The following is a 23,222-nucleotide window of genomic DNA, read 5'->3' as shown; positions in this document are numbered from 1 at the left end:
GCCGCGCCAGTGCGCTGCCAGCAGCGGGCTTATTACAGCAGCCCTTTGGATTTGAGGAAGTCTGAGGCGACTTTCTTCGCGTCCTGGCCTTCGAGCTGAATCTTGGCGTTCAGGCTCTGCAGCGTGGGGCCGTCCAGCAGTTCGAATACCGGCGCCAGGGCGTCGGCGATTTGAGGGTGTTGCGTGAGGGCGTCTTCGCGAACAATAGGTGCGGGGGCATAAATAGGCTGAACACCTTTGGGGTCTTCGAGAATTACCAGGCCTAAGGCAGCCACGGCGCCGTCTGTGCCATAGGCCATGGCCGCGTTGACGCCGGAAGTTTTTTCACCAGCCGCACGAATCGTTACCGCCGTGTCGCCACCGGCCAACGTCAGCAGCTGCTCGGGTTTGAGGGTGAAGTTGTAGGCCGTTTGGAAGGCTGGCAGCGCGTCCGAGCGCTCGACAAACTCAGCCGAGGCGGCCAGCTTGAACTGCCCACCTTTGCCCAGCCATTGGCCCAGGTCGTCGAGGGTTTTCAGTTGGTTGGGGGTGGCCACATCTTGGCGAATGGCAATCGCCCAGGTGTTGTTGGCCGGCGCAGGCGTCAGCCAGACAATATTATTCTGCTCGTAGTCCAGCGCCTTGACGCGTTCGTAACCAGCTTTAGCGTCTTTCCAAACCGGGTTGGACTCTTCGGCAAAAATGAAGGCGCCGTTACCGGTGTATTCAGGGTACAGATCAATCTCGCCGGCGGTCAGCGCGCCGCGCATCACCTTGGTGTTGCCCAGGCCAGATTTGTTCTCGGTCTTGATGCCATTGGCTTCCAGTGCCAGCACAATCATATTGCCCAGCAACTTGCCCTCGGTATCGATCTTGGAGCCCACCCGCACGGGTGTATCCGCTTGAGCGAAGGCGCTGCCCATGGCCAGTAAGCCAGCCAAGATGAGCGCAGTTCTACGTTGCATGAGAGTCATGGTGAGGCTCCTGTAAAGATAACGAGTAAAACAATAGCGGTCTTTCAGTTAGAAACCCACCGACCAGGCATTACCCAGCGCAGAGACCATGATCGATTGCAGCGCCGATGCAGGGGGCTAGCCGCTGCTGTTTTGCGTGCAGCAAGGTTGTGGGTTTGCGATGTTTAGCCGGGCAGCACACTGATTTTTTTCACGGCTTCGATCCAGTTGGGGTTGAGTTGCGGCTGATCGATGTCCATCCCCAGGCTTTCCATGCGCTCTTTGTGCCGGTTGATCTCCGCCACGGCTTCGCTGAGTGCGCTGGAGTTACCGTCCAGCTGGTGCATTTGGGTCAGGCCGAGATGATAGAAGCGCAGCAACTTCATGGCGTCCGGGTCATGTGCAGCCACTCCGGGTTTGACGTGGTGCATCACATTGGTGATGCGCATCAGGCTGCGCTTGAGTTGCCAGCCATAGGCCGCTGCGGCCATCCAGGGTTGTGACCACATAAAGCAGCGCACCAGGGCCACAGTCAGCAGCAGGGCGATAATCACGCCGGCCAGGTTCCAGCGGAAATTATCCCCGCCCGGTTGGCCAAACAGCATGACGGTGGCGGTGGACAGCAGCATGGCCAGCACAACGAACGTCAGGGCGATGATTACCGTGCTGCGGCGGGTCTGTTGGCGGTAGCGCTCTGGGTTCTGTTGTTGGATTTCGAACATCGTGGCCACGGGGCTCTCTCTGCGGTGAAGTGGGTGCGTTGATTGAGGTTGATTCGGCGTATGCGCGATCGCTGCTGCAAGGTATCTTGCCCACCCACGGGTGACGTTGCTTAAGGAATTGTCGGATTTATGGGCCGTAGTGTGTTTCAGGCTGTAATTATTGGCGTGGTGACGCTGTGTGCGAGCGCCGCGCAGGCCAAGGTCGAAGTGCAGGCCGGCCAGCATAAGACGCTGGGGCGGATCCTGGTGGCTAAGGTTTCCGAGGATATTGCGCCGGGCGATTATGAGGCCTTGCTCAAAGGCATCAAGGCCAATCCGGGCACATTTGCCAGGAAAATTGTCATGCTCGACAGCATTGGTGGCAGTGTGGAAGAGGCCATGCGTATCGGCCGCCTGCTGCGCGAAACCCGCTTTGACAGCCTGGTGCCATCCACCGGGGTATGCCAAGGCAGTTGCGTGTACCTGCTGGCGGCGGGGCAGCGTAAAACCGTGCGTGGCTATGTGGGTATTCACCGGCCCTATTACGCGGGCAGTGACTCGGTGCATTCGGCCTCCAGGCACGGTGTTAATCGTGCCAGTCAGGTGGCTTACTTCAAGGATATGCAGGTGCCGCTTGCGCTGCTTGAGGCGATCAACCGCACCGAGCCGCAACGCATGCGCGTGCTGAGCCCTAGCGAGCTGGCGCACTTCCGCTTGCAGTGAGGCGCGGACAATTGCCAGCGTTAGACCGGCTCGTGATGCCTGGTGAAGACGCTTTTGCCCGGCTTACTGGCAGCCGCGCGGATCATCTGCTCGCACTGCTGCCTTGCACTGCGGACCCTGAGCGAGAAGGCCGGTGGGGGCAGCGTCTATGGCGAGCGGGTAGTGGCCATATTGATGTCCTTGACCAAACCGGCAGTGGCTTTGATCACTTCACGGGCCATGCTGGTTTGCTGCTCGTTGTCGGTTTGCGCCACCAGCACCACATCGCCGTGAGTAATGCTTTTGCTCACCAACGCGGCAAAACGACCGTGATGCGCGCCGGCGGCCGATGACGCCCCGATCACGCTGCCAAGAAAACCCCCGATAAACCCGCTCATGCCCATTAGCGTTAGCGGTGCGAGCAGCGGGCTTGCATAAAACAGGCTCACCTCGCTGACAATCATTGCCACCGCAATCAACGCGCCGATGCCAATACCGATCCCTGTGCCAATGGCGATGTCGATCAGCATGTCCTTCAACACCTTGTTGCTTCTGGCCTGGGGCGCGGGGGCGGGTGGGGCATCTGCGTTGCTGGCGACTATCTGCAATTGCTCGCTGTGCATGCCCCGCTGAATCAACTGGGCCAGCGCCTGTTCGGCGGTGCTGCGTTGGCTAAAGAAGCCCGATACGTGGTGGCGGTAGAGGTCCATCGTGTTGCTCCTGCTCATGAACCGTCACTGACGGCCGAAGCACCAGCTTAGGCAGCACTGCCAAGCCCGTCTGTGCGCCGCCGTACGCAGGCCAATAGCCATATCTGAGCTATTTGTGCGCCTATGCGTGCCAGCGTACCGACAGGCCTATGCGCCGCGGTGATTCTGTCCCCAGTGAGCTGCGTCCATGCGTTGAGAGCAGTGTTGCACTGGGAGACACAGCATGTGTAAGGCCATTCGAGCTGATTGCTCAACCTGCTCTGCAAGGTGTGATGCCCACGTTTTTGCGCGTGCTGCGGTGAGGCGCCCATGAGCTTGCAGCGGTTGCAGTTCCTGCATGGGCAATGGCGTCAGTCCGTGGGCGCTCTGCAGATGACTTGGGCGCGTTTGAACCATAACCCCGCGCTGCACCATGCCGGCCACATGCAGCGCCTAGCAGGCTTGCTGCAGGCGCGTTATGGCTTCTCCCGCGGTGATGCAGATGCTCAGGTCAGAGGTTTTTTTGCCCGTAAAGGCCCGCGCGGTAACGGCGCGGCTTGAGCCCTTATCGCCTTGTCCACTGATTGGAGATACGTGATGAACATCGATTACCGCCCGCTTTTATTAGTGTTTGCGATTGCCTATGCCGGGATCGCCGTGGGCAGCCTGCTGATCGCCATGAACCTGGCACAAAGTGCGCCGCCCGGCTGCGTCGTCAGCCAGTGCGCGGGCCGCTAAGAACGCTCTCTGCAGCGCTTAAAGAACGCTGTGGTCTAGCCAACCTGAGCTGGCACGCGGATACCTGCGCGGCGCGCTCATCCTTCATTGTTTTGAGGACATACCTATGAACAGGACTTCATCGATGCTTTCTGGCAGGGCCGCGTTGCGCCTGGCCGGCGTTTTTAGCGGGCTGCTGTTGCTGAGCGCCTGCGCTACGCCGCCGGTTGCGCCGAACCTGGCGTTGCAAGCGGCAAAAACCGCAATCAGCAATGCCGAACAAGCGCGTGTGGCCGACTACGCCTCGCCGCAGTTGGGCGTTGCACGGGAGAAATTGGCGTCGGCCAATTTGGCCGTGCAGCGCGAAGAGATGCTGCTGGCTGAGCGTCTGGCCGAACAATCGCGGGTTGAGGCCGAGCTGGCCCTAGCCATGTCACAGGCGACCAAGGCCAAGGTGGTCAATGACGAAATGCGCAAAAGCACCAACAGCCTGAAGCAGGAAATGCAGCGCAACACGGGAGCACCACAATGAACACTGCCTATCACGTTAAGTACCTGCTGGCCGCTGCGATCAGCCTAAGTGTGGCCGGTTGTGCCTCGCCACCCAGCATGCCGCAAGGCGCTGCCGAAGTTCGCAACAAGCTCACGCAACTGCAAGCCGATCCACAACTGAATACGCGTGCACCGGTTGCGCTCAATGCGGCCGAGCAAGCGGTGATCGTGGCCGAGCAACCGCGTAAGGACCAGCCTGAAGAGCAGGCATTAGGCCAGCATTTGGTCGTGATGGCAGACCGCCGGGTAGAAATTGCCAATGCCTTGGCGCAAACGCGCTTTTATGAAGACCAGCGCAAGGTACTCAGCGAACAGCGCGCAGGCGCGCGCTTGGATTCACGCACTCAGGAGGCCGACCAGTTGCAGCGCCAGCTTGATGAGCTCAATGCCAAGCAAACCGAGCGTGGCTTGGTCATGACCTTGGGTGACGTGTTATTTGCCACGGGGCGCTCCGAATTACGTGCGGGCACAGCGAATAACCTGGGCAAGCTGGCGATTTTTCTTAACCAGAACCCTGAGCGTCGCGTGATGATTGAAGGGCATACCGACAGCGTTGGCAGCGAGGAAAATAACCTGAGCTTGTCCCAGCGTCGTGCCACGTCGGTGATGCGTTACCTGACCATTCAAGGCATTGCGCCAAGCCGTTTGAGTGCGTCGGGCAAAGGCGAGAGCATGCCGGTTGCCGGTAATGAATCGGCCTCGGGCCGGCAGATGAATCGCCGCGTGGAACTCATCATCAGCGAAGAATAAAGCGCGCAACGTCTGTATGCCGGCCCGCGCATTAGCAGCCCGGCATTACGTACAACTCTAAGCGTGCTCGCGCAGTGGCAGCGTCTGACGTTACAGGTGTTGCCACTGCGCCGAGTAAAAACGCTTAAACCGCCTCGGCGCGCTGCATCAGCGTGCGTTGCCGCCATTCCATAAAGGTTTTCAGCAGCAAGGTCAGCAGTGCCATGCAAGCCAGCAGCGCGGCAGCGGTAAAGGCGGCGGCGGGTTTGTAATCGTTGTTGAGCTGATCGACCAGCAAGGGCAGGGTCAGGGTCTGGTTGATGATGGTGCCGGACACCACCGACACTGCACCGAACTCACCCACCGCGCGGGCATTGGTGATGACCACGCCATACAGCAGCGCCCATTTGATCTTCGGCAGGGTGATATGGCGGAAGATCTGCCAGCCATTGGCACCCAGGCACAGCGCAGCGGTCTCTTCATCTTGACCTTGGGACTGCATCACTGGAATCAATATGCGCGCGACATAGGGTGCGGTGACAAACACCGTGACCATGACGATGCCCGGCCAGGCAAACATCAGCTGCATGCCGTTGTCGTAGAACCAGCGCCCCAGCGCGTGTTCCAGCCCATACACCACCAAGTAACAGAGCCCGGCGACGACCGGCGACACTGCATAAGGGATGTCGAGCAGAGTGGTCAGTAGCTTGCGCCCGCGAAAATCGTAATGGGTTACGCACCAGGCCAGCAGAATGCCGAAACACAGGTTGATCGGCACCGTCAGCGCCGCCACCAGCAGGGTTAGGCCGATGGCGTGGAGCATGTAGTCCTCGCCCAGGTTGCCCCACAGCAGGGCCAGGCCACCGGAGAAGGCTTTACTGAAAATCAGCGCCAGCGGCACCAGCAGAATCAGGGTGATCAGGCTCAGCCCGAGGCCGATCAACAGCCATTGGTGCCAGTATTGAGGTTTTTTCATATGCCTTGCCGTTGCCATTTGAACAGGCGGCCTTGCAGCACTTGCAGGCTAAACAGCAGCACCAGTGAGGCCAGCAGAATGATCGAGGCAATTGCCGCAGCCGCGGGGTAGTTGAACTCCTGCAATCGCACGAAAATCATCAGCGAAGTCACTTCAGTTTTGAACGGGATGTTGCCAGCAATCATGATCACCGCGCCAAACTCGCCCAGGCTGCGGATAAACGATTGCGAGGCTCCGGTCAGCAGCGCCGGGATCAGGGTGGGCAGCACCACGTAAAAAAACGTTTGCACCCGATTAGCGCCCAAGGTGCTGGCGGCTTCCTCATAGTCGCGGCCTAGATCCTGTAGCACCGGCTGCACCGTGCGCACCACAAACGGCAGGCTGGTAAACACCATGGCAATCAAAATGCCGGGGTAGGCGTAGGCCAGTTTGATGCCCATGGGTTCCAGCCATTGGCCTAACCAACCGCTTGGGGCGAGCAGGGTGGCCAGGGTCAGCCCGGCCACCGAGGTCGGCAGCGCGAAGGGCAGGTCGATCAGCGCATCCACCAGACGCCGGCCAGGGAAGTCGTATCGAGTGATGATCCACGCCAACAACAGGCCGATCAGCACGGTGGCGATGGTGGCGTAGAACGCACCACTGATCGTCACCTTATAGCTTTGTACCACGCGCGGATCGCTGATCGCCCGCCAGTACTGCGCCCAGCTCATGTCGCTGACATACAGCAGCAACGCCGAGAGCGGAAACAGGATCACCAGCGAGATGTAAAAGGTGCTGAAGCCGAAACTTAGACCAAAGCCTGGTAGCAGCGGGTTCTGCAGAAAGAAGCGAGGTGTCTTAGGCACACGTAAATCCCTGAAAGCACAAACCGCCGTAAAGACGGCGGCTGTTTGTTGCTCAAACCGATGAGGTCTTAGCGACCTTCGGCCAAAAGTTGGTCAAGGATACCATCGGCATCGAAGTGCTTGGCAGTGATCTCATCCCAGGTGCCGAGGACTTCGGTTGGGTTGATCAGGCGAATCTGCGGGAACTGCGCCGCGGTAGCCGCTACTACTTCCGGGTTATGCACACGGTAGTTGTAGGTTGTCAGCAGCTGCTGGATGTCCTTTGTGTACTGGAAGTCCAGGTAGGCTTTGGACACTTCACGGGTGCCTTTTTGATCGACCACCTTGTCGACCAGCGCTACTGGGAACTCGGCGAGCACGCTAACCGGTGGCACGACGATTTCGTATTCGCCGGATTTGAATTCCTCACCATTGGCGATGTTGACCACTTCCGATTCGAAGGTCAGCAGCACGTCACCTTGGCCGTTCTGGGCGAAGGCAACGGTGGCGGCGCGGCCACCAGTGGGGAAGTTTTCGACGTTGCGCAGCACGTTGCCGACAAAGGTTTTGATCTGGCCTTCATCGCCTTTGAACTGCTCGTTGGCATACAGCCAAGCGCCCAGGTAGCTGTAGCGCGCGTTACCGGAGGTTTTCGGGTTAGGGAACACCAGCTTGACGTCTTCACGGGCCAGGTCGTTCCAGTCCTTGATGTTCTTCGGGTTGCCCTTGCGCACCAGAAAGGCTGTGGTGCTGTAGTACGGCGAGCTGTTGTTGGGGAACTGTTCGGCCCAGTCCTCACGCAGCAGGCCGCGCTTGGCCAAGATGTCGACGTCGGTGACTTGGTTGAAGGTTACGGTATCGACCTTCTTACCCTGGATAATGTCCTGAGCCTGGCGCGAGGAACCGGCGAACGACTGGTCGATCTTCTGCTCTTTGCCGGTTTGCGCTTGCCAGTGAGCGACGAACTTGGGGTTGATTTCGGCAAACAGCTCACGGGCGATGTCGTAGGAGGCGTTTAGGATCGGCGCGTCTTCGGCCAGTGCAGCGGCACTGACCAGCAGACTTGAGGTGATGGCGCTGGCCAGCAAAATTTTCTTGAGCATGATGCAGACGTTCCTCGTCACGGCGCCGGCAGGCAGCGCGGGGTAGAGCCTGACCTGTTGGCCAGAATGTGGCGCCGATACTGCACAAGTTTTTTATTCTTAAAAAGAAACTTTTAATGCTATTGATATAACTAAAAGTGATTTTCGTGCCAGCATTTTTGCAGCCTTAAGCCGCTGGCTTGAGCGGCTAAAGATCTGTCGTGACAGCTTAGGCGCCGGCAGTCAGGCGCTGCGAAGCCTGTGCTGGTCAACACGGTTTTGTAGGCGGTACAGGTAGGTGAAGCCCTGCTCCCAGCGCTGATGCCCGGACTGCACATTAATATGCCCGGCGCCGCTAAGGATCGTCACATAACTGCCCCAGTCGCGGGCCAGCTCGATCGCGCGCGCCGCGCTGGCGGCAGAGTCGTTGTCCGAGCCGACCAACTGGCTGGGAAACGGCAACGGCTGCTGCGGTATCGGTGCGAAGTTCTGCAATGCTGACGGGCAATTGCTCCGTTGCACATCGGCTGGGGCGACCAACAAGGCGCCTTGTACCCGACCCAGCAACTCGGCTGGCGCTTGAGCCGCCCAGTGCGCCACGGTGATGCAGCCCAGGCTATGGGCGATAAGAATGGTTGGGCACGGGGCGCTATCGATGTTGCGTTGCAGCTTGGCCACCCAGTCTTCGCGATTAGGGGTTAGCCAGTCGGCCTGCTCCACACGTGCACTGTTCGGCAGGCTACGGTGCCAGTGACTCTGCCAATGCGCGTCGGCCGATCCTTGCCAGCCCGGCACTATCAGGTGACGGATAGTTTGGTTGCGCATCATGCGCTCTCCAGTAGGTGTGAATGGCTGCAGTGTAGGGAAGCGCTAAAGATACTAAAAAGACTTAAAAATTATTTTCTTATTCCATAACTGTTTTTAATGCGGTTGGTCGGTGGGCGTTTCGTTTATTCTAAAAATGCATATCAATGTTCTTAAATGGTATTTTTAAGAATATAAATCTATCACTAGCATCCGCTCCACACCCACTGCTCACGGCACTTATCAGCCGTTGCAGGTGGGGATTTCAAGGAGCAAGACCATGACCCTTTATTACTACTGCAGCTGTTATCCGCGAATGCGTTGTTGATCGCCCCTGTCTGACAGACCGAGCACACACATATTCGAAGAGTTTAGGAGCTGCACCATGTCCATTCGCCGTTTTGCCCTCGCTGCCCTTGCCAGCGCCCTGATTACCGGCCCGGTGGTCGCTGCTGAAACCCTGCTCAACGTCTCTTACGACCCGACCCGTGAGCTTTACAGCGACTTCAACAAAGCCTTCAACACGCACTGGCAAGCCCAGGGCAATGCAGCGGTGACCATCCAGCAATCCCACGGTGGTTCGGGCAAGCAGGCCCGTGCGGTAATCGATGGTCTGCGTGCAGACGTGGTGACCCTGGCCCTGTCCGGTGACATCGACGAACTGTACAAACTTGGCAAGTTGATCCCGGAGGACTGGCAAACACGGCTGCCAGACGCCAGTACGCCGTATACCTCAACCATCGTGTTCCTGGTGCGTAAGGGCAATCCCAAGGGGTTGAAAGACTGGGATGACCTGGTCAAGCCGGGCGTTGAAGTGATCACCCCGAACCCGAAAACCTCTGGCGGTGCGCGCTGGAACTTCCTCGCGGCCTGGGCTTACGCCCAGCAGAAGTTCGGCAGCGAGGCGAAAGCCCAAGCGTTCGTGGGTCAGCTCTACAAGAACGTGCCGGTTCTCGATACCGGTGCTCGTGGCTCGACCATCACATTCGTTAATAACCAGATCGGCGACGTGTTGCTGGCCTGGGAAAACGAAGCCTTCCTGGCGCTTAAGGAAGAGGGCGGCGACAACTTCGAGATCGTCGCGCCGTCGCTGTCGATCTTGGCCGAGCCGCCGGTGGCTGTAGTGGATGCAAACGTCGATAAAAAGGGCACCCGTAAAGTGGCTGAGGCCTACCTCAACTACCTGTATAGCGATGAAGGTCAACGTCTGGCGGCCAAACACTTCTACCGTCCGCGTAACCAGGCCATTGCGAGCGAGTACGCCAAGCAGTTCCCGCAACTGAAGCTGGTGACCATCGATAAGGATTTCAACGGTTGGAAAACTGCCCAGCCGAAGTTTTTCAATGATGGTGGGGTGTTCGACCAGATCTACCAGGCCCAGTGAGTTTGACGCGCGAACGTAGGATGGGGCGGGCCGCGTAGTTTAGCAAAGCGATACCCAGCAATGTGCTGCATGGGTATCGCTGCGCTCAACCCACCCTACGGGCTACGGATTCGTCACGCGCCATTCCTTCATCGTTTAACCCGCCAAGGCCAAACCATGTCTCGTCGTACTTCCCCCGTCATACCCGGTTTCGGGCTGACGCTGGGTTACACCCTGGTGTACCTCAGCCTCGTGGTATTGATTCCGCTGGGCGCCATGTTCATCCACGCCGCTCAGCTCAGCTGGGCGGAGTTCTGGGCAATCATCAGCGCCCCTCGGGTTTTGGCCGCACTCAAGTTGAGCTTTAGCGCTGCGTTTGTCGCAGCATTGATCAACGGCATTATTGGTACGCTGCTGGCTTGGACGCTGGTGCGGTACACCTTCCCAGGACGCAAGGTTATCGAGGCAATGATCGACTTGCCCTTTGCTTTGCCTACCGCCGTTGCCGGTATCGCTCTGACCGCCTTGTATGCCCCAAGCGGCCTGGTGGGCCAGTTCGCCACTGACCTGGGTTTCAAAATTGCCTACACCCCCATCGGTATCACCCTGGCACTGACCTTTGTCACCCTGCCGTTTGTGGTGCGCACCCTGCAGCCGGTGCTGGCGGATATTCCACGTGAGGTCGAAGAGGCAGCGGCCTGCCTGGGCGCAAAACCCTTGCAGGTGTTCCGTTATGTATTGCTACCGGCGTTGCTGCCGGCCTGGCTCACCGGCTTTTCCCTGGCCTTCGCCCGTGGGGTCGGGGAGTACGGCTCGGTGATTTTTATCGCCGGCAATATGCCGATGAAAACCGAGATACTGCCGCTGTTGATCATGGTCAAACTCGACCAGTACGACTACCACGGCGCCACGGCGATCGGTGTGCTGATGCTGGTGGTGTCCTTCATTCTGTTGCTGCTGATCAATCTGCTGCAGCGGCAAATCGCTAAGCCCTGAGGTGGTCGCTATGTCTTCTACTACTCTGACGCTGGCCACTAGGGCGAATGCCTCGCGGCGCGGTAATAAGCTGGGCCGGCGCTTGCTGATTATCAGCGCCTGGTTGGTGTTTGTACTGTTCTTATTGCTGCCGCTGTTAATCGTGCTGAGTGAGGCACTGAAGCAAGGACTGGGGACTTTCTTCAGTGCGATTTTTGAGGCTGATGCCCTCGCGGCCTTGCAGCTGACACTGCTGGCCGTCGGTATTTCGGTGCCGCTTAACTTGGTGTTTGGCGTGGCCGCTGCCTGGTGCGTGAGCAAGTACGAATTTCGCGGCAAGAGCATTCTGGTGACCCTGATCGACTTACCGTTCTCGGTCTCGCCGGTGATTGCCGGGCTGGTCTATGTGTTGCTGTTCGGCGCCCAGGGCTTTATTGGCCCTTGGCTGCGTGAGCATGATATTCAGATCATCTTCGCTTTGCCGGGTATCGTCTTGGCCACCATTTTTGTCACTGTGCCCTTTGTCACTCGCGAGCTGATCCCGCTGATGCAGCAGCAAGGCACCCAGGAAGAAGAGGCCGCGCGCCTGCTCGGGGCCAATGGTTGGCAGATGTTCTGGCATGTGACCCTGCCCAACATCAAATGGGGTCTTATCTACGGCGTGGTGCTGTGTACCGCACGGGCCATGGGTGAGTTTGGTGCGGTGTCGGTGGTGTCCGGGCATATTCGTGGTTACACCAATACGCTGCCGCTGCATGTCGAGATTCTCTATAACGAATACAATCACGTCGCCGCGTTCAGCGTCGCCAGCCTGCTGTTACTGCTGGCGCTGTTTATCCTGCTGCTCAAGCAGTGGAGCGAGTCACGTATCAACCGCCTGAAAGCCAATGCTGGCGAGGAATAAGCCATGTCGATCGTAGTGTCCAATGTCAGCAAGAACTTCAATGCGTTCAAAGCGCTGAACGACATCAACCTGAATATCCAGAGCGGTGAGTTGGTGGCTCTGCTCGGCCCGTCTGGCTGCGGCAAAACCACCTTGCTGCGCATCATTGCCGGTCTGGAAACTCCGGACAGCGGCAGCATCGAGTTTCACGGCGAAGATGTCTCCAGCCACGATGTGCGCGACCGTAATGTCGGCTTCGTGTTTCAGCATTACGCCTTGTTCCGCCACATGACGGTGTTCGACAACGTCGCCTTTGGCCTGCGCATGAAGCCTAAAGGTGAACGGCCGAACGAGAACGTGATCAAGAAAAAGGTCCATGAACTGCTCGATCTGGTGCAGCTCGACTGGTTGGCGGACCGTTACCCGGAGCAGCTCTCCGGCGGCCAGCGCCAGCGTATCGCCTTGGCCCGCGCCCTGGCGGTAGAGCCGAAAGTGTTGCTGCTCGACGAGCCCTTCGGCGCGCTGGATGCCAAGGTGCGCAAGGAGTTGCGCCGTTGGCTGGCGCGCCTGCATGAAGAAGTGCACCTGACCTCGGTGTTCGTCACCCACGACCAGGAAGAGGCCATGGAAGTCGCCGATCGCATCGTGGTGATGAACAAAGGCGTGATCGAACAGATCGGCTCGCCCGGTGAAGTCTATGAAAATCCGGCCAGTGACTTCGTTTATCACTTCCTCGGCGATGCTAATCGCCTGTATGTCGGCGACGATCATCATGTGCTGTTCCGTCCGCACGAGATTCACCTCTCGCGCCAGGCGGAAGAAGGCCATCAGGCCGGTGAAGTGCGCGATATTCGCCCGTTAGGCGCGATCACCCGCGTGACCCTCAAGGTCGCCGGGCAGAGTGAGCCGATCGAGGCCGAAGTCGCCAAGGATCACCTCAGCCTGGCCAACCTGAGCCGCGGTGAAACCCTGTACTTCAAGCCCAAAGCAGGGCAGCCGGTGATTCAGCAACGCTGAGTTCAGGCGGATAAAACCAACAAGGAGCGCATCGCGCTCCTTGTTGGTTTTGGGCTTCAGGCTATTTGCGTTGCCACTTACCTTGCCGCTGGATGTACTGCCCGGGCGGGGTTTTATCCATAGCTTTCTGTCCGGCTATGACCTCCACATCACTCAATTGAATGCCATTCTGGGCCGCCAGTTTTTGATATTCGGCGCGCCGCGCTTGGTTGATCAGTTTGGCGATTTCGGCGGCCTGGCCGTTGCTACTGACAACCCCCAGGTATCCGTTAGGCATTTCGCCCAGCTGACCGCTGGCTTTAGCATCGCCCAGAGCTGACATGGCATCGTTAAGATTAAGCGCGACGGCTGGCAGGCTCAGGCTGAGCAGCAGTAACAAGCCGGCAAGGCGTTTATAAATAGTCATGTTCGGGCTCCTTAGAACAAACCGCTGGATTCGCTGAACATGCTGTCCAGGGCTTTATCCACCTTGATATAAATTTCGTGCTCGATCTTCACATTAAGGTTGATGTTGATCGGCTCATTGGGCATCGCTAGCTGCACAGTCGGGGTGCAGGCTGTGCTGATCAGGCCGAGCAGCAGAGCGGCGAAACAATTACGCAAGCGCATGGCGCTTCTCCTTGATCATGAATCAGGGCTCTGTCGGAGCCGTCTTGGCATTGCGTTCCAGCATACGCTGTTGCACGCGTTGCCTGATGATATCGCTGACTTTGTCAGTCAATTGCAGGCTGGCCAGCAGGGTAGGGATGTCTTCTTCTAGATTGATATTGAAGTGGATCGGTCGGCCCTGTTCGATGGCCGGGTTCTGCCCCTCAAGGCGCATGGCTAGGTTCAGCTTACCGTCTCGGGTGTAGTCAACTTGGCTACTGAGGACGGTGAAACGAAAGTCCTCCAGCGATTGGGTCACCAGTTGCATCGCCGGGTTGCTGCGACCCAAGGCGCGGATGCGTTCGGAATGAAACTGTAGCTGGCCGCCAGGCTTGCGTGCGCTCAGTTGGCCTTGTCCGATGGTCACGCCCTGGCGGCTAACGTGCAGCGGTAAGCGGCCATCCAGGGTACCTGTGCCGGCCAAACCCTCTGTGGGGTAGAGGGTAAACAGTTGCTCAAGTTCCAGGCCTTGCACCTCGACGGGAAATAGCAGCGGCTCAGCGGCCAGGTTCCACTGCCCAGCGGGGAGATGCAGGTTGCCGCCCATCAGCGCTGCGTCCGCTTGGCGTAGCTCTAAGCGGCCTTGTGTCGGGGCTTGTAACGAGGCGCTGTAGCGGCCGCTGAGCTGCACTGGGCCCAGCGGTATGCCCGGGTCGGCTTGGGCCAGGCGCAGATCAGACAACTCAAGTTGCAGCTGTTTTGGGCCGATTCGCAGATGGAGATGGCTGTTCAAGCCTTCCAGCGCGGTACGGTCATAAATCCCGGCCAACCCCTTGCCGGTCAGCTCAAGCTTAAAAGTGGGCAGCTGCTGGTCGCTGGCCAGGCTCAGGTTAGCGTTGGCGCTCAGGCGGCCGTTATTCAGCTCGAGCAGGGCAGGCCAGGCGGTGAAGCTGGCTTGTAATGGGTTGCCGCTGCGCAAAAACACTTCGTTGAGTTTCGCTTGCAGGTTGAGGCTCTCAGCGCTGTTGTGTTGTGCCTGCAGCGTGAGCTGCAGCCCGGCGTCGTTGCGCAGTGTGCCATTCAATTCTGTCCGCTCTTGGCTGGCATTCAAAGGGCCTTGCCAGTACCAACGCTGGGGTTGCAGTTGTTCGTGCTGCAGCTGTGCATTGAGGTCGAGGGGGCCTTGCAGCTGCCAGTCGAGCAGCGTACCGGCTGCTAGCTGTGCCTGGAGTTGTAGTGCGTTGCTGCTGGCCGTGAGCTGTTGGGCGCGAAAGTCACCATTATTTAGGTGCTGCAGGCTGAGTTGCGAACCTTTACCCAGTTTCAACTGCAGTTGCTGTTGATCGACATAGCCGTCGAGGTGCACCTGCGCCTGCAGCGGGCCTATATCCCAACCCTCTAGCTGCAATGCAGGGCTGCTGGCGCTGAGCGTACCCTCCAGCAGTTGCAAGCCCCAGGGCAATCCATCGGCCAGAATCAGGGTGCCCTGTAATGCAAATGGGCTGGGCCCTTTGCCCGTGAGTTGAACCTGCAGGGGCAGGGCGCGGCCGCTCAACGCTTCGGCAATCAACGCTGGCATGGGCGTGGCCTGGATCTTCAGCTGCAAGGCTTCGGGATGCAGGGGTGTCGGTAAACCGCTAACCAGCGCCTGGGCGATGTGCTGCAGGCTAAGGTCGGCGCTAAGGCTATCGGCCAGCCACTGCCCATCCAGCCCACGTGCAGAAAGCTCAACGCTGCCCTGCAGCTGCCCGATAGCAGGCAGCGGCCAGGGTTCTTCCAGGCTGGCGCTGGCTTTGATCTGGCCGCTGGCCTGCTGCAGCAGCGCCAGGCTAATCGGGCCAGACGCCAGTTGCAGCTGCCAGCTCGCTTGAAACTGTGCCGCCGTTGGCGCTTCCGGCAGCTCGCGACTGCTGGGTAGCCACTGGCTAAGCCAGCTGTGCAGTACCGTGCTGTGCTGTAGGTCACCACTCAGATCACCTTGCCAGCGCTGGCCGATGGCCGTGCGTTGCAGGCGGCTGTTGAGCTGCAATTGCGCTTGCTGGTTGACAGCCAGGCTTAGCTGCAGTGCTGCCGCTGAAGCATCACCTTGTAATTGAGCGTGCCAGCCCAGCTGATCTTGCTGGTGCTGCAGGTTGAGTTGCACGTCGAGCTGCTGCCCAGTTTCTGATGGCTGTTTGAGAAGGCGCAGATCGCCCTGCAGTTGGCAGCGCGTTGCAGCGCAGGGCAGCTCGATTTGTAGTGCATCGATCTGCAAACGTTGCGGCATCAGGCTGATGACTGCGCCAAGCTGTTCAAGCAGCGCGTCCAGATTGCTGCTGTCAGCGCTTGTTGGCTCGGGGCGAGAGGGCAGGCTCAGTTGCAGCTGGGCAATATCAATCTGCTGCCAGAACGGCAGCGCCAGGCTGAAGCCGCGCCACTTAAAGTGCAGCTGCTGCAGGGCTACTGCGCCGTTGGGGTGCTGCAGGCTCAGTTGCTCAAGCTGGATGCCCTGAGTGGTGAGGCCCAGACCGTGCCATTCAACGTTTTCTATTTGCTCGCGGTCGAGTACGCGGCTGAGGCTCAGGTAGCCGTATGCGCCAAGCAATATAAGCAGTAAAACCAAGCAACCAATAAGTCGCAGCCAGGTGCGCCGGCTGGGCATAAGCACTGATCCATAGTGGGGAGTGTGGCGTGGCAGGACGTTAACCCATGTCCACCATGCTGCCAATCACGGCTGCTGTGTGACTGGGTTACGTAGGCTGTTCAGTTGCAGCCTCCACTGTGGGCGGATTTTAAGCGAAGCACCATGCGCCATGCCTGCGGCTGCTAACCCTGACAAGCCTAAGGTATTGCCACCCTCTGCATAGACGGGGTGGCGATTACAGGCTTTTTTGCGCTGAAAAAGGGCAGTGCGACGGCTTGCCGCAGCGACTTGTGCACAATTGCGATGCGTCTCGTCAAGTTAAATTCAGTGTTTGACGTAAACCCTTGATTCTTTTTAATGATTTTATAAGTCAATGAAATATATGAGTTTTTTATGCTGGTGAAAAAATCACCAGTTTGACCTCAGGCCCCACGGGGTAAGCGATAACGACGCTTGATCCCATGTTATCCACCAAGTTATCCACAGCTTCTGTGGATTAACCCGAGCGCTTGCTCTAGACCGCGGGTTTGCGCTTTTTACAAGGCTTTACCTTGGCGAAAATAAGAGTAGAGTGGCGCGCCTTTCCAGCTACCTCTGCTTTTTATGCCACGCGTAATTACTCGTATCCCTGCTGCTCACTCTGTTGTCACGCCTCGTTTGCCTGCGCGCGTTGCACTCTGGTTGCTGGACAGCCCGCGCCTGAGTGAAGCGCCGAGCGTCAAACGCTTTGCCGGTCGGCTGCTCAAGCAACCCGCCTTACAAGGTGTTGTGCAGGCGCAAAGCCGTTTGGGCCAGCTGCTCTGCCGCGATTGCGGCAACCCGCGTGATCGGCGCATGGGCTTTGAGCTGCTGCGTCAGGCGGCGCGCGCCGGTGATATGGGGGCTCAGCTTGAGCTTGGTCAGTTGTATTGCCAGTCTCGCCACAACGAGCCGAAAAAAGCGCGGCATTGGCTGGAGTTAGCAGCTGGGCAGGGCTCGCTAGAGGCGCAACAACTGCTTAAACAGCTCTGACTCTGCTTAGGGTACTGGTTATACTGCCAGTACTTTTCTGCGGAGCTGCTTATGCCCATTGATCTATCCACCGCGCTGGCGCCTGCATTACTTGGCATTGCCGCTGCAGCCCTTCCCCTTATTTATCTCGCTTGGTCGCTGCAGCGCCGCCTGGCGCGCCAGCAGCTGGAATTCAGCTTGTTGCAGGAGCGCCTGAGTAACGCGCAACTGGCCCAGGCCGGCCTGGCAGCGCAGCTGGACGATTGCCGTGAAGAAATCGCCGAGATCAGTGAGATCAAGGCCGATCAACAGGCCGAACTGGCGGCGCTGCGCCGTGAAGCTGACCTGCTGCAACAGGAACGGCAGATCGCCCGTGACGCGGCGCAGTCCTGGACGCGCCAGCGTGAACAGCAGGAAGCCGAAATCCGCCGCCTGGATGCATTGCGCGCTTCGCTGAGTGCTGAGCTCAAAGAACAGCAGGACAGCCATCAGCAGCGCCTGAGCGATCTGCAAGGCTCGCGCGATGAGTTGCGTGCGCAGTTTGCCGAGCTGGCTGGGAAGATTTTCGATGAGCGCGAGCAGCGTTTTGCCGAGACCAGCCAGCAGCAGCTCGGCCAGTTGCTCGACCCGTTGAAAGAGCGCATCCAGTCGTTCGAAAAACGCGTGGAAGAAAGCTACCAGCAAGAGGCCCGCGAACGGTTTTCTCTCGGTAAGGAGCTGGAGCGTTTGCAGCAGCTCAATCAGCGCTTGAGCGATGAGGCGACTAATTTGACTCGCGCCCTCAAGGGCCAGAAAACCCAAGGCAACTGGGGCGAGCTGGTGCTCGAAAGAGTGTTGGAGCACGCCGGCTTGGAGAAGGGCCGCGAGTACCACACCCAGGTCAGCCTGAAGAGCGCCGACGGCGAGCGCTTCCAGCCGGATGTGCTGATCCAGCTGCCGGGCGACAAGCAGGTTGTGGTGGACGCTAAGGTCAGTCTGACGGCCTATCAACAGTTTATTGCCGCCGATGACGAGCCGACTCGGCAGCTGGCGTTGAAGCAGCATGTGCTGTCACTGCGTAATCACTTGAAAGGCCTTTCGCTCAAGGACTATCAACGTCTTGAAGGCCTGCACAGTCTGGACTTCGTGCTGCTCTTCGTGCCGATTGAGGCGGCCTTTGCCGCAGCGCTGCAGGCGGATCCCGGCTTGTTTCAGGAGGCCTTTGATCAACATATCGTCATCGTTAGCCCGACTACCTTGCTTGCCACGCTGCGGGTGATTGACAGCTTGTGGCGGCAGGAACGGCAAAGTCAGAATGCGCGCGAGATTGCCGAGCGCGCCGGGGCGCTGTACGACAAGTTCGTTGCCTTTATTCAGGACCTCGATGAAGTCGGTGCACGCCTGCAGCAGCTGGACAAGGCCTATGCCGGGGCGCGTAACAAGCTTTGTGATGGCCGGGGCAATATCATCAGCCGGGTGGAGAACCTCAAACTGCTGGGCGCGCGTGCCAGCAAGAGTCTACCTACCGAGCTGCTCGAACAGGCGGCTGGGGTGATGGCGCTGGATGATCAAGTGGCCGAGTAGGGCGTATTAATCAGGCTGTTGGGCGAGTATTCGCTCAACAGTCTGAGGGTTTATGGCGCGGCGTTGCTTTAAAGCAGCAGTAATACCGCGGCACCGGCCAGCAGGCCGGCCGCCATAACGGGCAGGGTCATCAGCGCGAGCTTGCGGCCGCCAATCAGCGCGACGAGACAGGCCTTGACCACGCTGTTGCTGAGCGCGGCAAGAAAGATCCCCTGCACAGCGACCTGGGCATTTAGCTCACCTTGCGCGCTGCGCGCCAGCGACAGGGTGATGGCATCGACATCGGCCAGCCCCGAGAGCAGTGCGACCAGGTAGACGCCGACATCGCCGAGCCAGCGCTGCGCCGCTTCAACCAGTAGCAGAATCAACGCCAGCAGCGAGGCGAAACGCAGGGCAGGACCTAGTTCAAACGGGTTTTTCAGCGGCGGTTCGGCCGCTTCCTCACTCTCGGTGCCGGCGCGACGGAAATACAGCAACGCACCGCTGGCGTATACCAGAGTGGCGACGCCCAGTGGCCAGACCAGCTGTGGCAAAAGGCTGGCGTTGACGATGCCGACTTCCAGCAGGATGCGCGGAAACATCAGGGCCGAGGTGGCGAGTAGGCCGCTGGCCAGGATCGCTTGCAGGTTAGGTCCTGCCGCCAGTCGGGCCAGGGTTATGGTCATGGCGGTAGAGGAGACCATGCCGCCGAGCAGTGAGGTGATCAGCAGGCCACTGCGCATACCCACCAAGCGGATTGCCACATAGGCAGCAAAGCCGATGCTGGCGATCAGCACCACCATCCACCACATAGCGTAGGGGTTGAATACCTGCCAGGGGCCGTAACCCTGATTAGGTAGCGCCGGCAGCAGCACCAGGGAAATAAACAGCAGCTTCAGCGCGCCGGAGAGCTCCGCCTCGCTGAGGCGCTGCAGGGCACTGTGCAAGGATTGCTTGAGGCTCAGCAGCAGTGCCACGGCCACCGCGCCCCCAGCGGCCAAACCGGCATAACCGGCCATGGCCAGGCTACCCAGCAGAAAAGTGATCAGCAGCGCGACTTCGCTGGTCATGCCCATATCACCCAAGCGTTGCAGTTCGCCAAAGTAAGAAGCCACCACCAGCAGAGCAAAACTGGCAAAAATCACTGCCCAGGCGATGACGCTGAAGTGTTCGCCAAGCAACATGGCAAAGGCCCCGAGCAGGCTGCTTAGGGCGAAGGTGCGAATTCCCGCCACCAGCGTGGTGTCATCGGCATTGCGTCCCTGCCAGCCGCGCTCGGCACCAATCAACAGGCCGGCGGCCAAGGCGCTGGCAAAATTGAGCAAGGTGTCGAGAGCTTCCGGCATGAGCGCGTCCTAAGTGAGCAATGCTGGCAGTTTAGCCAGTGAGTGTCAGGCTGTATTGCGGCACGTCAGTGTGTGGTTGCGTCAATGCGCAAGATTGTTCAAGACGTTGCGGCTGGGATGCGGCAGGCTGTCCTGCTCAAGGAGGGCGCATGAGCCGTTTACAGCATTTTCTCTATGGTAGTCGCGACAGTATTCCAATGATCGTAGGGATTCTGCCGTTCGGTTTGATCTACGGTGCGTTGGCCAGCCTGGCCGGGCTGAGCCTCGGGCAGGCGCTGGGCATGTCATTGCTGGTGTATGCCGGCTCCGCGCAATTTATTGCCATCAGCCTGCTGACATTGGGCAGCGGTACGTTGGTGATTTTGCTCACCACCTTCGTCGTCAACCTTCGCCATGTGCTTTACAGCGCAGCGCTGCAACCTTATGTGGGTGGGTTGGCGCAGCGTTGGCGGGTGTCGTTGGCGTTCGGTTTGACCGATGAAACCTTTGCCGTGGTGCAGCGCCGTTACCTGGCGCGCGGAATGGCTGAGCATGGCCAGTGGTACCACGCCGGTGTGGCACTGGCGCTGTATGTGTCGTGGGTGAGCAGTTCGCTGGTGGGCGCACTGTTTGGTCAGAGCGTGCCGAACCTGGCGGGCTGGGGGCTGGATTTCGCCATGCTGGCGACCTTTATCGGCATTGTGGTGCCGGCGCTGCGCAGCCAACCGCAAATTGCCGCCGCATTGGTCGCGGGCGCAGTAGCCCTGTTGTGCCATAGCTGGCCCTACAAGCTGGGGCTGATGGCAGCGGCGCTCAGTGGTATTGCAATTGGCGTGCTGCTGGAGCGCTATAAAACGCCAGCCAGTGGCGAGGACGGTGGGGTATGAATACTTGGCTGCTGATTCTCGGCATGGCGCTGATTACCTTTGCCATTCGCTACAGTTTGTTTGCCTTTCCTGATCTGCGTTTTCCGCCATTGGTGCGCCAGAGCCTGCATTACGTGCCAACGGCCGTGTTGAGCGCGATTGTACTGCCGGGCATGCTCATCCCCGATGGTCAGCAGTGGGCGTTTAATCTGGATAACGCCTACTTGCTGGCAGGCATGGTGACGATTGCCATCGCCGCACTCACCCGGCACTTGCTGGCCACCATCGGTGGCGGTTTGTTGGTGTTCTTTGTGCTGCGCGGGTTGCTGGGCCAATTGCCGTTGTAGGCGCCATTAATTTGCTGCGGGTGCAGCAAAAAGTGCGCGTGGCTGTGGCTTTGTCAGGTGTTCTTGCAGTCAAATGCCTGACCTCCTCGCAGACAGGTACACGGACGATGACCGAACAATCACAATTCGCATTGCTGGGTAAGAAACGCTTTTTACCGTTTTTCATTACCCAGCTTTTGGGCGCCTTCAACGACAACATCTTCAAACAATCACTGATTCTCGCCATTCTGTTCAAGATCAGTTCCGGCACCGACAAGGCTTTGCTGATCAACCTCTGCGCCTTGCTGTTTATCCTGCCGTTCTTTCTGTTCTCGGCCCTCGGCGGGCAGTTTGGCGAGAAGTTCGCCAAGGACGCGCTGATCCGCAAGATCAAGTTCGCCGAGATTGTGATCATGCTGTTAGGGGCCGCCGGTGTGCTGCTCGGCAGCCTGCCGCTAATGCTCGCGGTGCTGTTTGCCATGGGCACGCAGTCGGCGCTGTTCGGCCCGGTGAAGTACTCGATTCTGCCGCAGCACCTCGAAGAACAAGAGCTGGTGGGCGGTAACGCGCTGGTGGAAATGGGCACCTTTTTGGCGATTCTGGCCGGCACCGTTGGCGCGGGGATCATCATGGCCAGCAGCGGTTATGCGTCTATCGTCGCCGCCTGCGTAGTGTTGGTAGCCGTGCTCGGGTATTTGGCCAGCCGGGGGATCCCCGCGGCTTCGCCGGCCATGCCAGAGCTCAAGCTGGATTGGAACATCCTGCGTCAGTCCTGGCTGATCATGAAACTCGGCCTGGGCCAGCGTCCGGCGGTGTCGCGCTCGCTGGTGGGCAATTCCTGGTTCTGGTTCCTGGGTGCGGTGTACCTGACGCAGATTCCGGCCTATGCCAAAGAGTGGCTGAACGGCGATGAAAGCGTTGTCACATTGATCCTCACCATGTTCTCCCTGGGCATTGGCCTGGGCTCGATGCTGTGTGAGCGCATGAGCGGGCACAAGGTGGAAATTGGTCTGGTGCCCTTCGGCTCAATCGGCCTCACGGTATTCGGTATTTTGCTGTGGTGGTTTTCCGGCGGTTTCCCGGAGGCCGCGGTGGCGCATGACTGGCTGACGGTGTTGAGCTACAGCCAGGCGTGGTGGATTCTCGGCTCGATTCTGGGCATCGGTTTGTTTGGCGGCTTCTATATCGTGCCGCTGTATGCACTGATCCAGTCGCGCACGGTGGAGCATGAGCGGGCACGGGTGATTGCCGCCAACAACATTCTTAACGCGCTGTTTATGGTGGCTTCGGCGATTGCCTCGATCCTCTTTCTCAGCGTCGCCGAGTTGTCGATCCCACAGCTGTTCCTGACCATTTCGCTGATGAACATCGCGGTCAACAGCTACATCTTCAAGATCGTCCCCGAATTCAGCATGCGCTTTATGATCTGGCTGCTCAGCCACTCGATGTACCGGGTTGAGCACAAGGGGCTAGAGGCGATTCCGGATGAAGGCGCGGCGGTGCTGGTGTGCAACCACGTATCGTTTGTCGATGCGTTGTTGGTCGGTGGTGCGGTGCGCCGGCCGGTGCGGTTTGTCATGTACTACAAGATCTACAACCTGCCGGTGCTCAATTTCATCTTCCGCACCGCCGGTACCGTACCGATTGCCGGGCGCAACGAAGACCTGCTGATCTACGACGCCGCCTTCAAGAAAATCGCCGAATACCTGCGCAATGGCGAGGTGGTGTGCATCTTCCCGGAAGGTAAGCTGACCACCGATGGCGAGCTTAATGAGTTTAAAAACGGCATCGAACGCATCATCGAAACTAACCCGGTGCCGGTGATTCCCATGGCGTTGCAAGGCTTATGGGGCAGCTTTTTCAGCCGTGATCCGCACAAGGGTTTATTCAAACGCCTGTGGTCGCGCATCACCCTAGTAGCGGGCACACCGGTAGCCGCCGAGTCGGTCAAGCGCGAACTGCTGCAGGCGCAGGTGGCTGCGTTACGCGGTGATCGGCTGTAGCACGGCTCAATTA

Annotated in this window: 25 protein-coding genes; 14 read left to right on the top strand and 11 right to left on the bottom strand. The window is 58.9% G+C overall.

From position 1 onward, the window contains the following. Window positions 1-32 precede the first annotated feature (32 nt). Together osmF and BMZ32_RS12025 are read right to left on the bottom strand one after the other, a co-directional pair. Window positions 33-953: a glycine betaine ABC transporter substrate-binding protein OsmF gene (gene osmF / locus BMZ32_RS12030; RefSeq protein WP_090242307.1), complete on the bottom strand. Its 921-nt coding sequence runs from the start codon at window positions 951-953 to the stop codon at window positions 33-35. 164 nt (window positions 954-1,117) lie between these two features. Next, window positions 1,118-1,654 (bottom strand): DUF3087 domain-containing protein, encoded by a 537-nt coding sequence (locus tag BMZ32_RS12025; protein WP_090243044.1) that lies wholly within the window; start codon window positions 1,652-1,654, stop codon window positions 1,118-1,120. A gap of 129 nt (window positions 1,655-1,783) precedes the next feature. On the opposite strand from BMZ32_RS12025, the gene BMZ32_RS12020 reads away from it, so the two are divergent. Continuing rightward, on the top strand, window positions 1,784-2,356 hold the full coding sequence (locus BMZ32_RS12020) for a COG3904 family protein (protein WP_090242305.1): 573 nt from the start codon (window positions 1,784-1,786) through the stop codon (window positions 2,354-2,356). A gap of 146 nt (window positions 2,357-2,502) precedes the next feature. Here the strand turns inward: BMZ32_RS12020 and BMZ32_RS12015 are convergent, their stop codons facing one another. Further along, window positions 2,503-3,045 carry a hypothetical protein gene (locus BMZ32_RS12015; RefSeq protein ID WP_090242303.1) on the bottom strand — a complete coding sequence of 181 codons (543 nt, stop codon included), beginning with the start codon at window positions 3,043-3,045 and terminating at the stop codon, window positions 2,503-2,505. A 309-nt stretch (window positions 3,046-3,354) separates the two neighbouring features. Between BMZ32_RS12015 and BMZ32_RS12010 the strand changes: the two genes are divergently transcribed. The 4 genes from BMZ32_RS12010 to BMZ32_RS12000 all read left to right on the top strand — a co-directional run bounded on the left by BMZ32_RS12010 (window position 3,355) and on the right by BMZ32_RS12000 (window position 5,043). Further along, window positions 3,355-3,585 (top strand): CsbD family protein, encoded by a 231-nt coding sequence (locus tag BMZ32_RS12010; protein ID WP_090242301.1) that lies wholly within the window; start codon window positions 3,355-3,357, stop codon window positions 3,583-3,585. A gap of 36 nt (window positions 3,586-3,621) precedes the next feature. After that, window positions 3,622-3,762: a hypothetical protein gene (locus tag BMZ32_RS19445; RefSeq protein ID WP_167376751.1), complete on the top strand. Its 141-nt coding sequence runs from the start codon at window positions 3,622-3,624 to the stop codon at window positions 3,760-3,762. Window positions 3,763-3,868: 106 nt separating this feature from the next. After that, entirely contained in the window at window positions 3,869-4,273 is a 405-nt protein-coding gene (locus tag BMZ32_RS12005; RefSeq protein ID WP_090242299.1) for a DUF4398 domain-containing protein, read from the top strand. Next, on the top strand, window positions 4,270-5,043 hold the full coding sequence (locus BMZ32_RS12000; RefSeq protein WP_090242297.1) for an OmpA family protein: 774 nt from the start codon (window positions 4,270-4,272) through the stop codon (window positions 5,041-5,043). The genes BMZ32_RS12005 and BMZ32_RS12000 overlap by 4 nt, the downstream gene beginning before the upstream one ends. Before the next feature lie 124 nt (window positions 5,044-5,167). Here the strand turns inward: BMZ32_RS12000 and cysW (BMZ32_RS11995) are convergent, their stop codons facing one another. The 4 genes from cysW (BMZ32_RS11995) to BMZ32_RS11980 all read right to left on the bottom strand — a co-directional run bounded on the left by cysW (BMZ32_RS11995) (window position 5,168) and on the right by BMZ32_RS11980 (window position 8,729). Then, the gene (gene cysW / locus BMZ32_RS11995) at window positions 5,168-5,998 is read right to left on the bottom strand and encodes a sulfate ABC transporter permease subunit CysW (RefSeq protein ID WP_090242295.1); all 831 of its coding nucleotides are present in this window, start codon (window positions 5,996-5,998) and stop codon (window positions 5,168-5,170) included. Then, entirely contained in the window at window positions 5,995-6,843 is an 849-nt protein-coding gene (gene cysT / locus BMZ32_RS11990) for a sulfate ABC transporter permease subunit CysT (RefSeq protein WP_090242294.1), read from the bottom strand. The genes cysW (BMZ32_RS11995) and cysT (BMZ32_RS11990) overlap by 4 nt, the downstream gene beginning before the upstream one ends. Before the next feature lie 68 nt (window positions 6,844-6,911). Further along, window positions 6,912-7,925, bottom strand: coding sequence for a thiosulfate ABC transporter substrate-binding protein CysP (gene cysP, locus BMZ32_RS11985; RefSeq protein ID WP_090242293.1), 1,014 nt, complete (start codon window positions 7,923-7,925; stop codon window positions 6,912-6,914). Window positions 7,926-8,147: 222 nt separating this feature from the next. Beyond that, entirely contained in the window at window positions 8,148-8,729 is a 582-nt protein-coding gene (locus tag BMZ32_RS11980) for an alpha/beta hydrolase (RefSeq protein ID WP_090243042.1), read from the bottom strand. A gap of 364 nt (window positions 8,730-9,093) precedes the next feature. On the opposite strand from BMZ32_RS11980, the gene BMZ32_RS11975 reads away from it, so the two are divergent. The 4 genes from BMZ32_RS11975 to BMZ32_RS11960 all read left to right on the top strand — a co-directional run bounded on the left by BMZ32_RS11975 (window position 9,094) and on the right by BMZ32_RS11960 (window position 12,946). Further along, the gene (locus tag BMZ32_RS11975; RefSeq protein WP_090242291.1) at window positions 9,094-10,092 is read left to right on the top strand and encodes a sulfate ABC transporter substrate-binding protein; all 999 of its coding nucleotides are present in this window, start codon (window positions 9,094-9,096) and stop codon (window positions 10,090-10,092) included. A 156-nt stretch (window positions 10,093-10,248) separates the two neighbouring features. Further along, window positions 10,249-11,067, top strand: coding sequence for a sulfate ABC transporter permease subunit CysT (gene cysT / locus BMZ32_RS11970; RefSeq protein ID WP_090243040.1), 819 nt, complete (start codon window positions 10,249-10,251; stop codon window positions 11,065-11,067). 10 nt (window positions 11,068-11,077) lie between these two features. Continuing rightward, window positions 11,078-11,950, top strand: a complete 873-nt coding sequence (cysW, locus tag BMZ32_RS11965) for a sulfate ABC transporter permease subunit CysW (protein WP_090242289.1) — start codon at window positions 11,078-11,080, stop codon at window positions 11,948-11,950. 3 nt (window positions 11,951-11,953) lie between these two features. Beyond that, window positions 11,954-12,946, top strand: a complete 993-nt coding sequence (locus tag BMZ32_RS11960; protein WP_090242287.1) for a sulfate/molybdate ABC transporter ATP-binding protein — start codon at window positions 11,954-11,956, stop codon at window positions 12,944-12,946. Between the two features lie 61 nt (window positions 12,947-13,007). Here BMZ32_RS11960 and BMZ32_RS11955 read toward each other — a convergent pair whose 3' ends face one another. From BMZ32_RS11955 to BMZ32_RS11945, 3 genes are read right to left on the bottom strand one after another with little or no spacing between them, the layout of a single operon-like run. Continuing rightward, window positions 13,008-13,352: a YdbL family probable chaperone protein gene (locus BMZ32_RS11955; protein WP_090242285.1), complete on the bottom strand. Its 345-nt coding sequence runs from the start codon at window positions 13,350-13,352 to the stop codon at window positions 13,008-13,010. Between the two features lie 11 nt (window positions 13,353-13,363). Then, window positions 13,364-13,555 (bottom strand): YnbE family lipoprotein, encoded by a 192-nt coding sequence (locus BMZ32_RS11950; protein WP_090242284.1) that lies wholly within the window; start codon window positions 13,553-13,555, stop codon window positions 13,364-13,366. A 22-nt stretch (window positions 13,556-13,577) separates the two neighbouring features. Beyond that, window positions 13,578-16,175, bottom strand: a complete 2,598-nt coding sequence (locus BMZ32_RS11945) for an intermembrane phospholipid transport YdbH family protein (protein WP_090242282.1) — start codon at window positions 16,173-16,175, stop codon at window positions 13,578-13,580. A 585-nt stretch (window positions 16,176-16,760) separates the two neighbouring features. Here BMZ32_RS11945 and BMZ32_RS11940 point away from each other — a divergent pair. Both BMZ32_RS11940 and BMZ32_RS11935 read left to right on the top strand, forming a co-directional pair. Beyond that, window positions 16,761-17,168 (top strand): tetratricopeptide repeat protein, encoded by a 408-nt coding sequence (locus BMZ32_RS11940; protein WP_090242280.1) that lies wholly within the window; start codon window positions 16,761-16,763, stop codon window positions 17,166-17,168. A gap of 177 nt (window positions 17,169-17,345) precedes the next feature. Beyond that, complete coding sequence (locus BMZ32_RS11935; RefSeq protein ID WP_167376763.1) at window positions 17,346-18,710, top strand: DNA recombination protein RmuC; 1,365 nt, start codon at window positions 17,346-17,348, stop codon at window positions 18,708-18,710. 68 nt (window positions 18,711-18,778) lie between these two features. Here BMZ32_RS11935 and BMZ32_RS11930 read toward each other — a convergent pair whose 3' ends face one another. Next, window positions 18,779-20,035 (bottom strand): MgtC/SapB family protein, encoded by a 1,257-nt coding sequence (locus tag BMZ32_RS11930; protein ID WP_090242276.1) that lies wholly within the window; start codon window positions 20,033-20,035, stop codon window positions 18,779-18,781. A 149-nt stretch (window positions 20,036-20,184) separates the two neighbouring features. Here BMZ32_RS11930 and BMZ32_RS11925 point away from each other — a divergent pair, with 149 nt between their 5' ends. From BMZ32_RS11925 to BMZ32_RS11915, 3 genes are all read left to right on the top strand, one after another. After that, window positions 20,185-20,901, top strand: coding sequence for an AzlC family ABC transporter permease (locus BMZ32_RS11925; RefSeq protein ID WP_090242274.1), 717 nt, complete (start codon window positions 20,185-20,187; stop codon window positions 20,899-20,901). Beyond that, window positions 20,898-21,227 (top strand): AzlD domain-containing protein, encoded by a 330-nt coding sequence (locus tag BMZ32_RS11920; protein ID WP_090242272.1) that lies wholly within the window; start codon window positions 20,898-20,900, stop codon window positions 21,225-21,227. Before BMZ32_RS11925 ends, BMZ32_RS11920 begins: the two co-directional genes overlap by 4 nt. Window positions 21,228-21,334: 107 nt before the next feature. After that, window positions 21,335-23,209, top strand: coding sequence for an MFS transporter (locus tag BMZ32_RS11915; protein ID WP_090242270.1), 1,875 nt, complete (start codon window positions 21,335-21,337; stop codon window positions 23,207-23,209). Window positions 23,210-23,222 lie beyond the last annotated feature (13 nt).

This window comes from Pseudomonas guineae (genome assembly GCF_900113745.1).
GTDB classification, from domain to species: domain Bacteria; phylum Pseudomonadota; class Gammaproteobacteria; order Pseudomonadales; family Pseudomonadaceae; genus Aquipseudomonas; species Aquipseudomonas guineae.
The sequence above is the reverse complement of the archived record's forward strand: the minus strand, read 5'-3'. Positions and strand labels throughout refer to the sequence as shown.

Bases quoted from the DNA above. Each gene is read 5' to 3' on its own strand.
- osmF (WP_090242307.1), bottom strand. From the start codon at position 953: ATGACTCTCATGCAACGTAGAACTGCGCTCATCTTGGCTGGCTTACTG.
- BMZ32_RS12025 (WP_090243044.1), bottom strand. From the start codon at position 1,654: ATGTTCGAAATCCAACAACAGAACCCAGAGCGCTACCGCCAACAGACC.
- BMZ32_RS12020 (WP_090242305.1), top strand. From the start codon at position 1,784: ATGGGCCGTAGTGTGTTTCAGGCTGTAATTATTGGCGTGGTGACGCTG.
- BMZ32_RS12015 (WP_090242303.1), bottom strand. From the start codon at position 3,045: ATGGACCTCTACCGCCACCACGTATCGGGCTTCTTTAGCCAACGCAGC.
- BMZ32_RS12010 (WP_090242301.1), top strand. From the start codon at position 3,355: ATGAGCTTGCAGCGGTTGCAGTTCCTGCATGGGCAATGGCGTCAGTCC.
- BMZ32_RS19445 (WP_167376751.1), top strand. From the start codon at position 3,622: ATGAACATCGATTACCGCCCGCTTTTATTAGTGTTTGCGATTGCCTAT.
- BMZ32_RS12005 (WP_090242299.1), top strand. From the start codon at position 3,869: ATGAACAGGACTTCATCGATGCTTTCTGGCAGGGCCGCGTTGCGCCTG.
- BMZ32_RS12000 (WP_090242297.1), top strand. From the start codon at position 4,270: ATGAACACTGCCTATCACGTTAAGTACCTGCTGGCCGCTGCGATCAGC.
- cysW (WP_090242295.1), bottom strand. From the start codon at position 5,998: ATGAAAAAACCTCAATACTGGCACCAATGGCTGTTGATCGGCCTCGGG.
- cysP (WP_090242293.1), bottom strand. From the start codon at position 7,925: ATGCTCAAGAAAATTTTGCTGGCCAGCGCCATCACCTCAAGTCTGCTG.
- BMZ32_RS11980 (WP_090243042.1), bottom strand. From the start codon at position 8,729: ATGCGCAACCAAACTATCCGTCACCTGATAGTGCCGGGCTGGCAAGGA.
- BMZ32_RS11975 (WP_090242291.1), top strand. From the start codon at position 9,094: ATGTCCATTCGCCGTTTTGCCCTCGCTGCCCTTGCCAGCGCCCTGATT.
- cysT (WP_090243040.1), top strand. From the start codon at position 10,249: ATGTCTCGTCGTACTTCCCCCGTCATACCCGGTTTCGGGCTGACGCTG.
- cysW (WP_090242289.1), top strand. From the start codon at position 11,078: ATGTCTTCTACTACTCTGACGCTGGCCACTAGGGCGAATGCCTCGCGG.
- BMZ32_RS11960 (WP_090242287.1), top strand. From the start codon at position 11,954: ATGTCGATCGTAGTGTCCAATGTCAGCAAGAACTTCAATGCGTTCAAA.
- BMZ32_RS11955 (WP_090242285.1), bottom strand. From the start codon at position 13,352: ATGACTATTTATAAACGCCTTGCCGGCTTGTTACTGCTGCTCAGCCTG.
- BMZ32_RS11950 (WP_090242284.1), bottom strand. From the start codon at position 13,555: ATGCGCTTGCGTAATTGTTTCGCCGCTCTGCTGCTCGGCCTGATCAGC.
- BMZ32_RS11945 (WP_090242282.1), bottom strand. From the start codon at position 16,175: ATGCCCAGCCGGCGCACCTGGCTGCGACTTATTGGTTGCTTGGTTTTA.
- BMZ32_RS11940 (WP_090242280.1), top strand. From the start codon at position 16,761: ATGCCACGCGTAATTACTCGTATCCCTGCTGCTCACTCTGTTGTCACG.
- BMZ32_RS11930 (WP_090242276.1), bottom strand. From the start codon at position 20,035: ATGCCGGAAGCTCTCGACACCTTGCTCAATTTTGCCAGCGCCTTGGCC.
- BMZ32_RS11925 (WP_090242274.1), top strand. From the start codon at position 20,185: ATGAGCCGTTTACAGCATTTTCTCTATGGTAGTCGCGACAGTATTCCA.
- BMZ32_RS11920 (WP_090242272.1), top strand. From the start codon at position 20,898: ATGAATACTTGGCTGCTGATTCTCGGCATGGCGCTGATTACCTTTGCC.
- BMZ32_RS11915 (WP_090242270.1), top strand. From the start codon at position 21,335: ATGACCGAACAATCACAATTCGCATTGCTGGGTAAGAAACGCTTTTTA.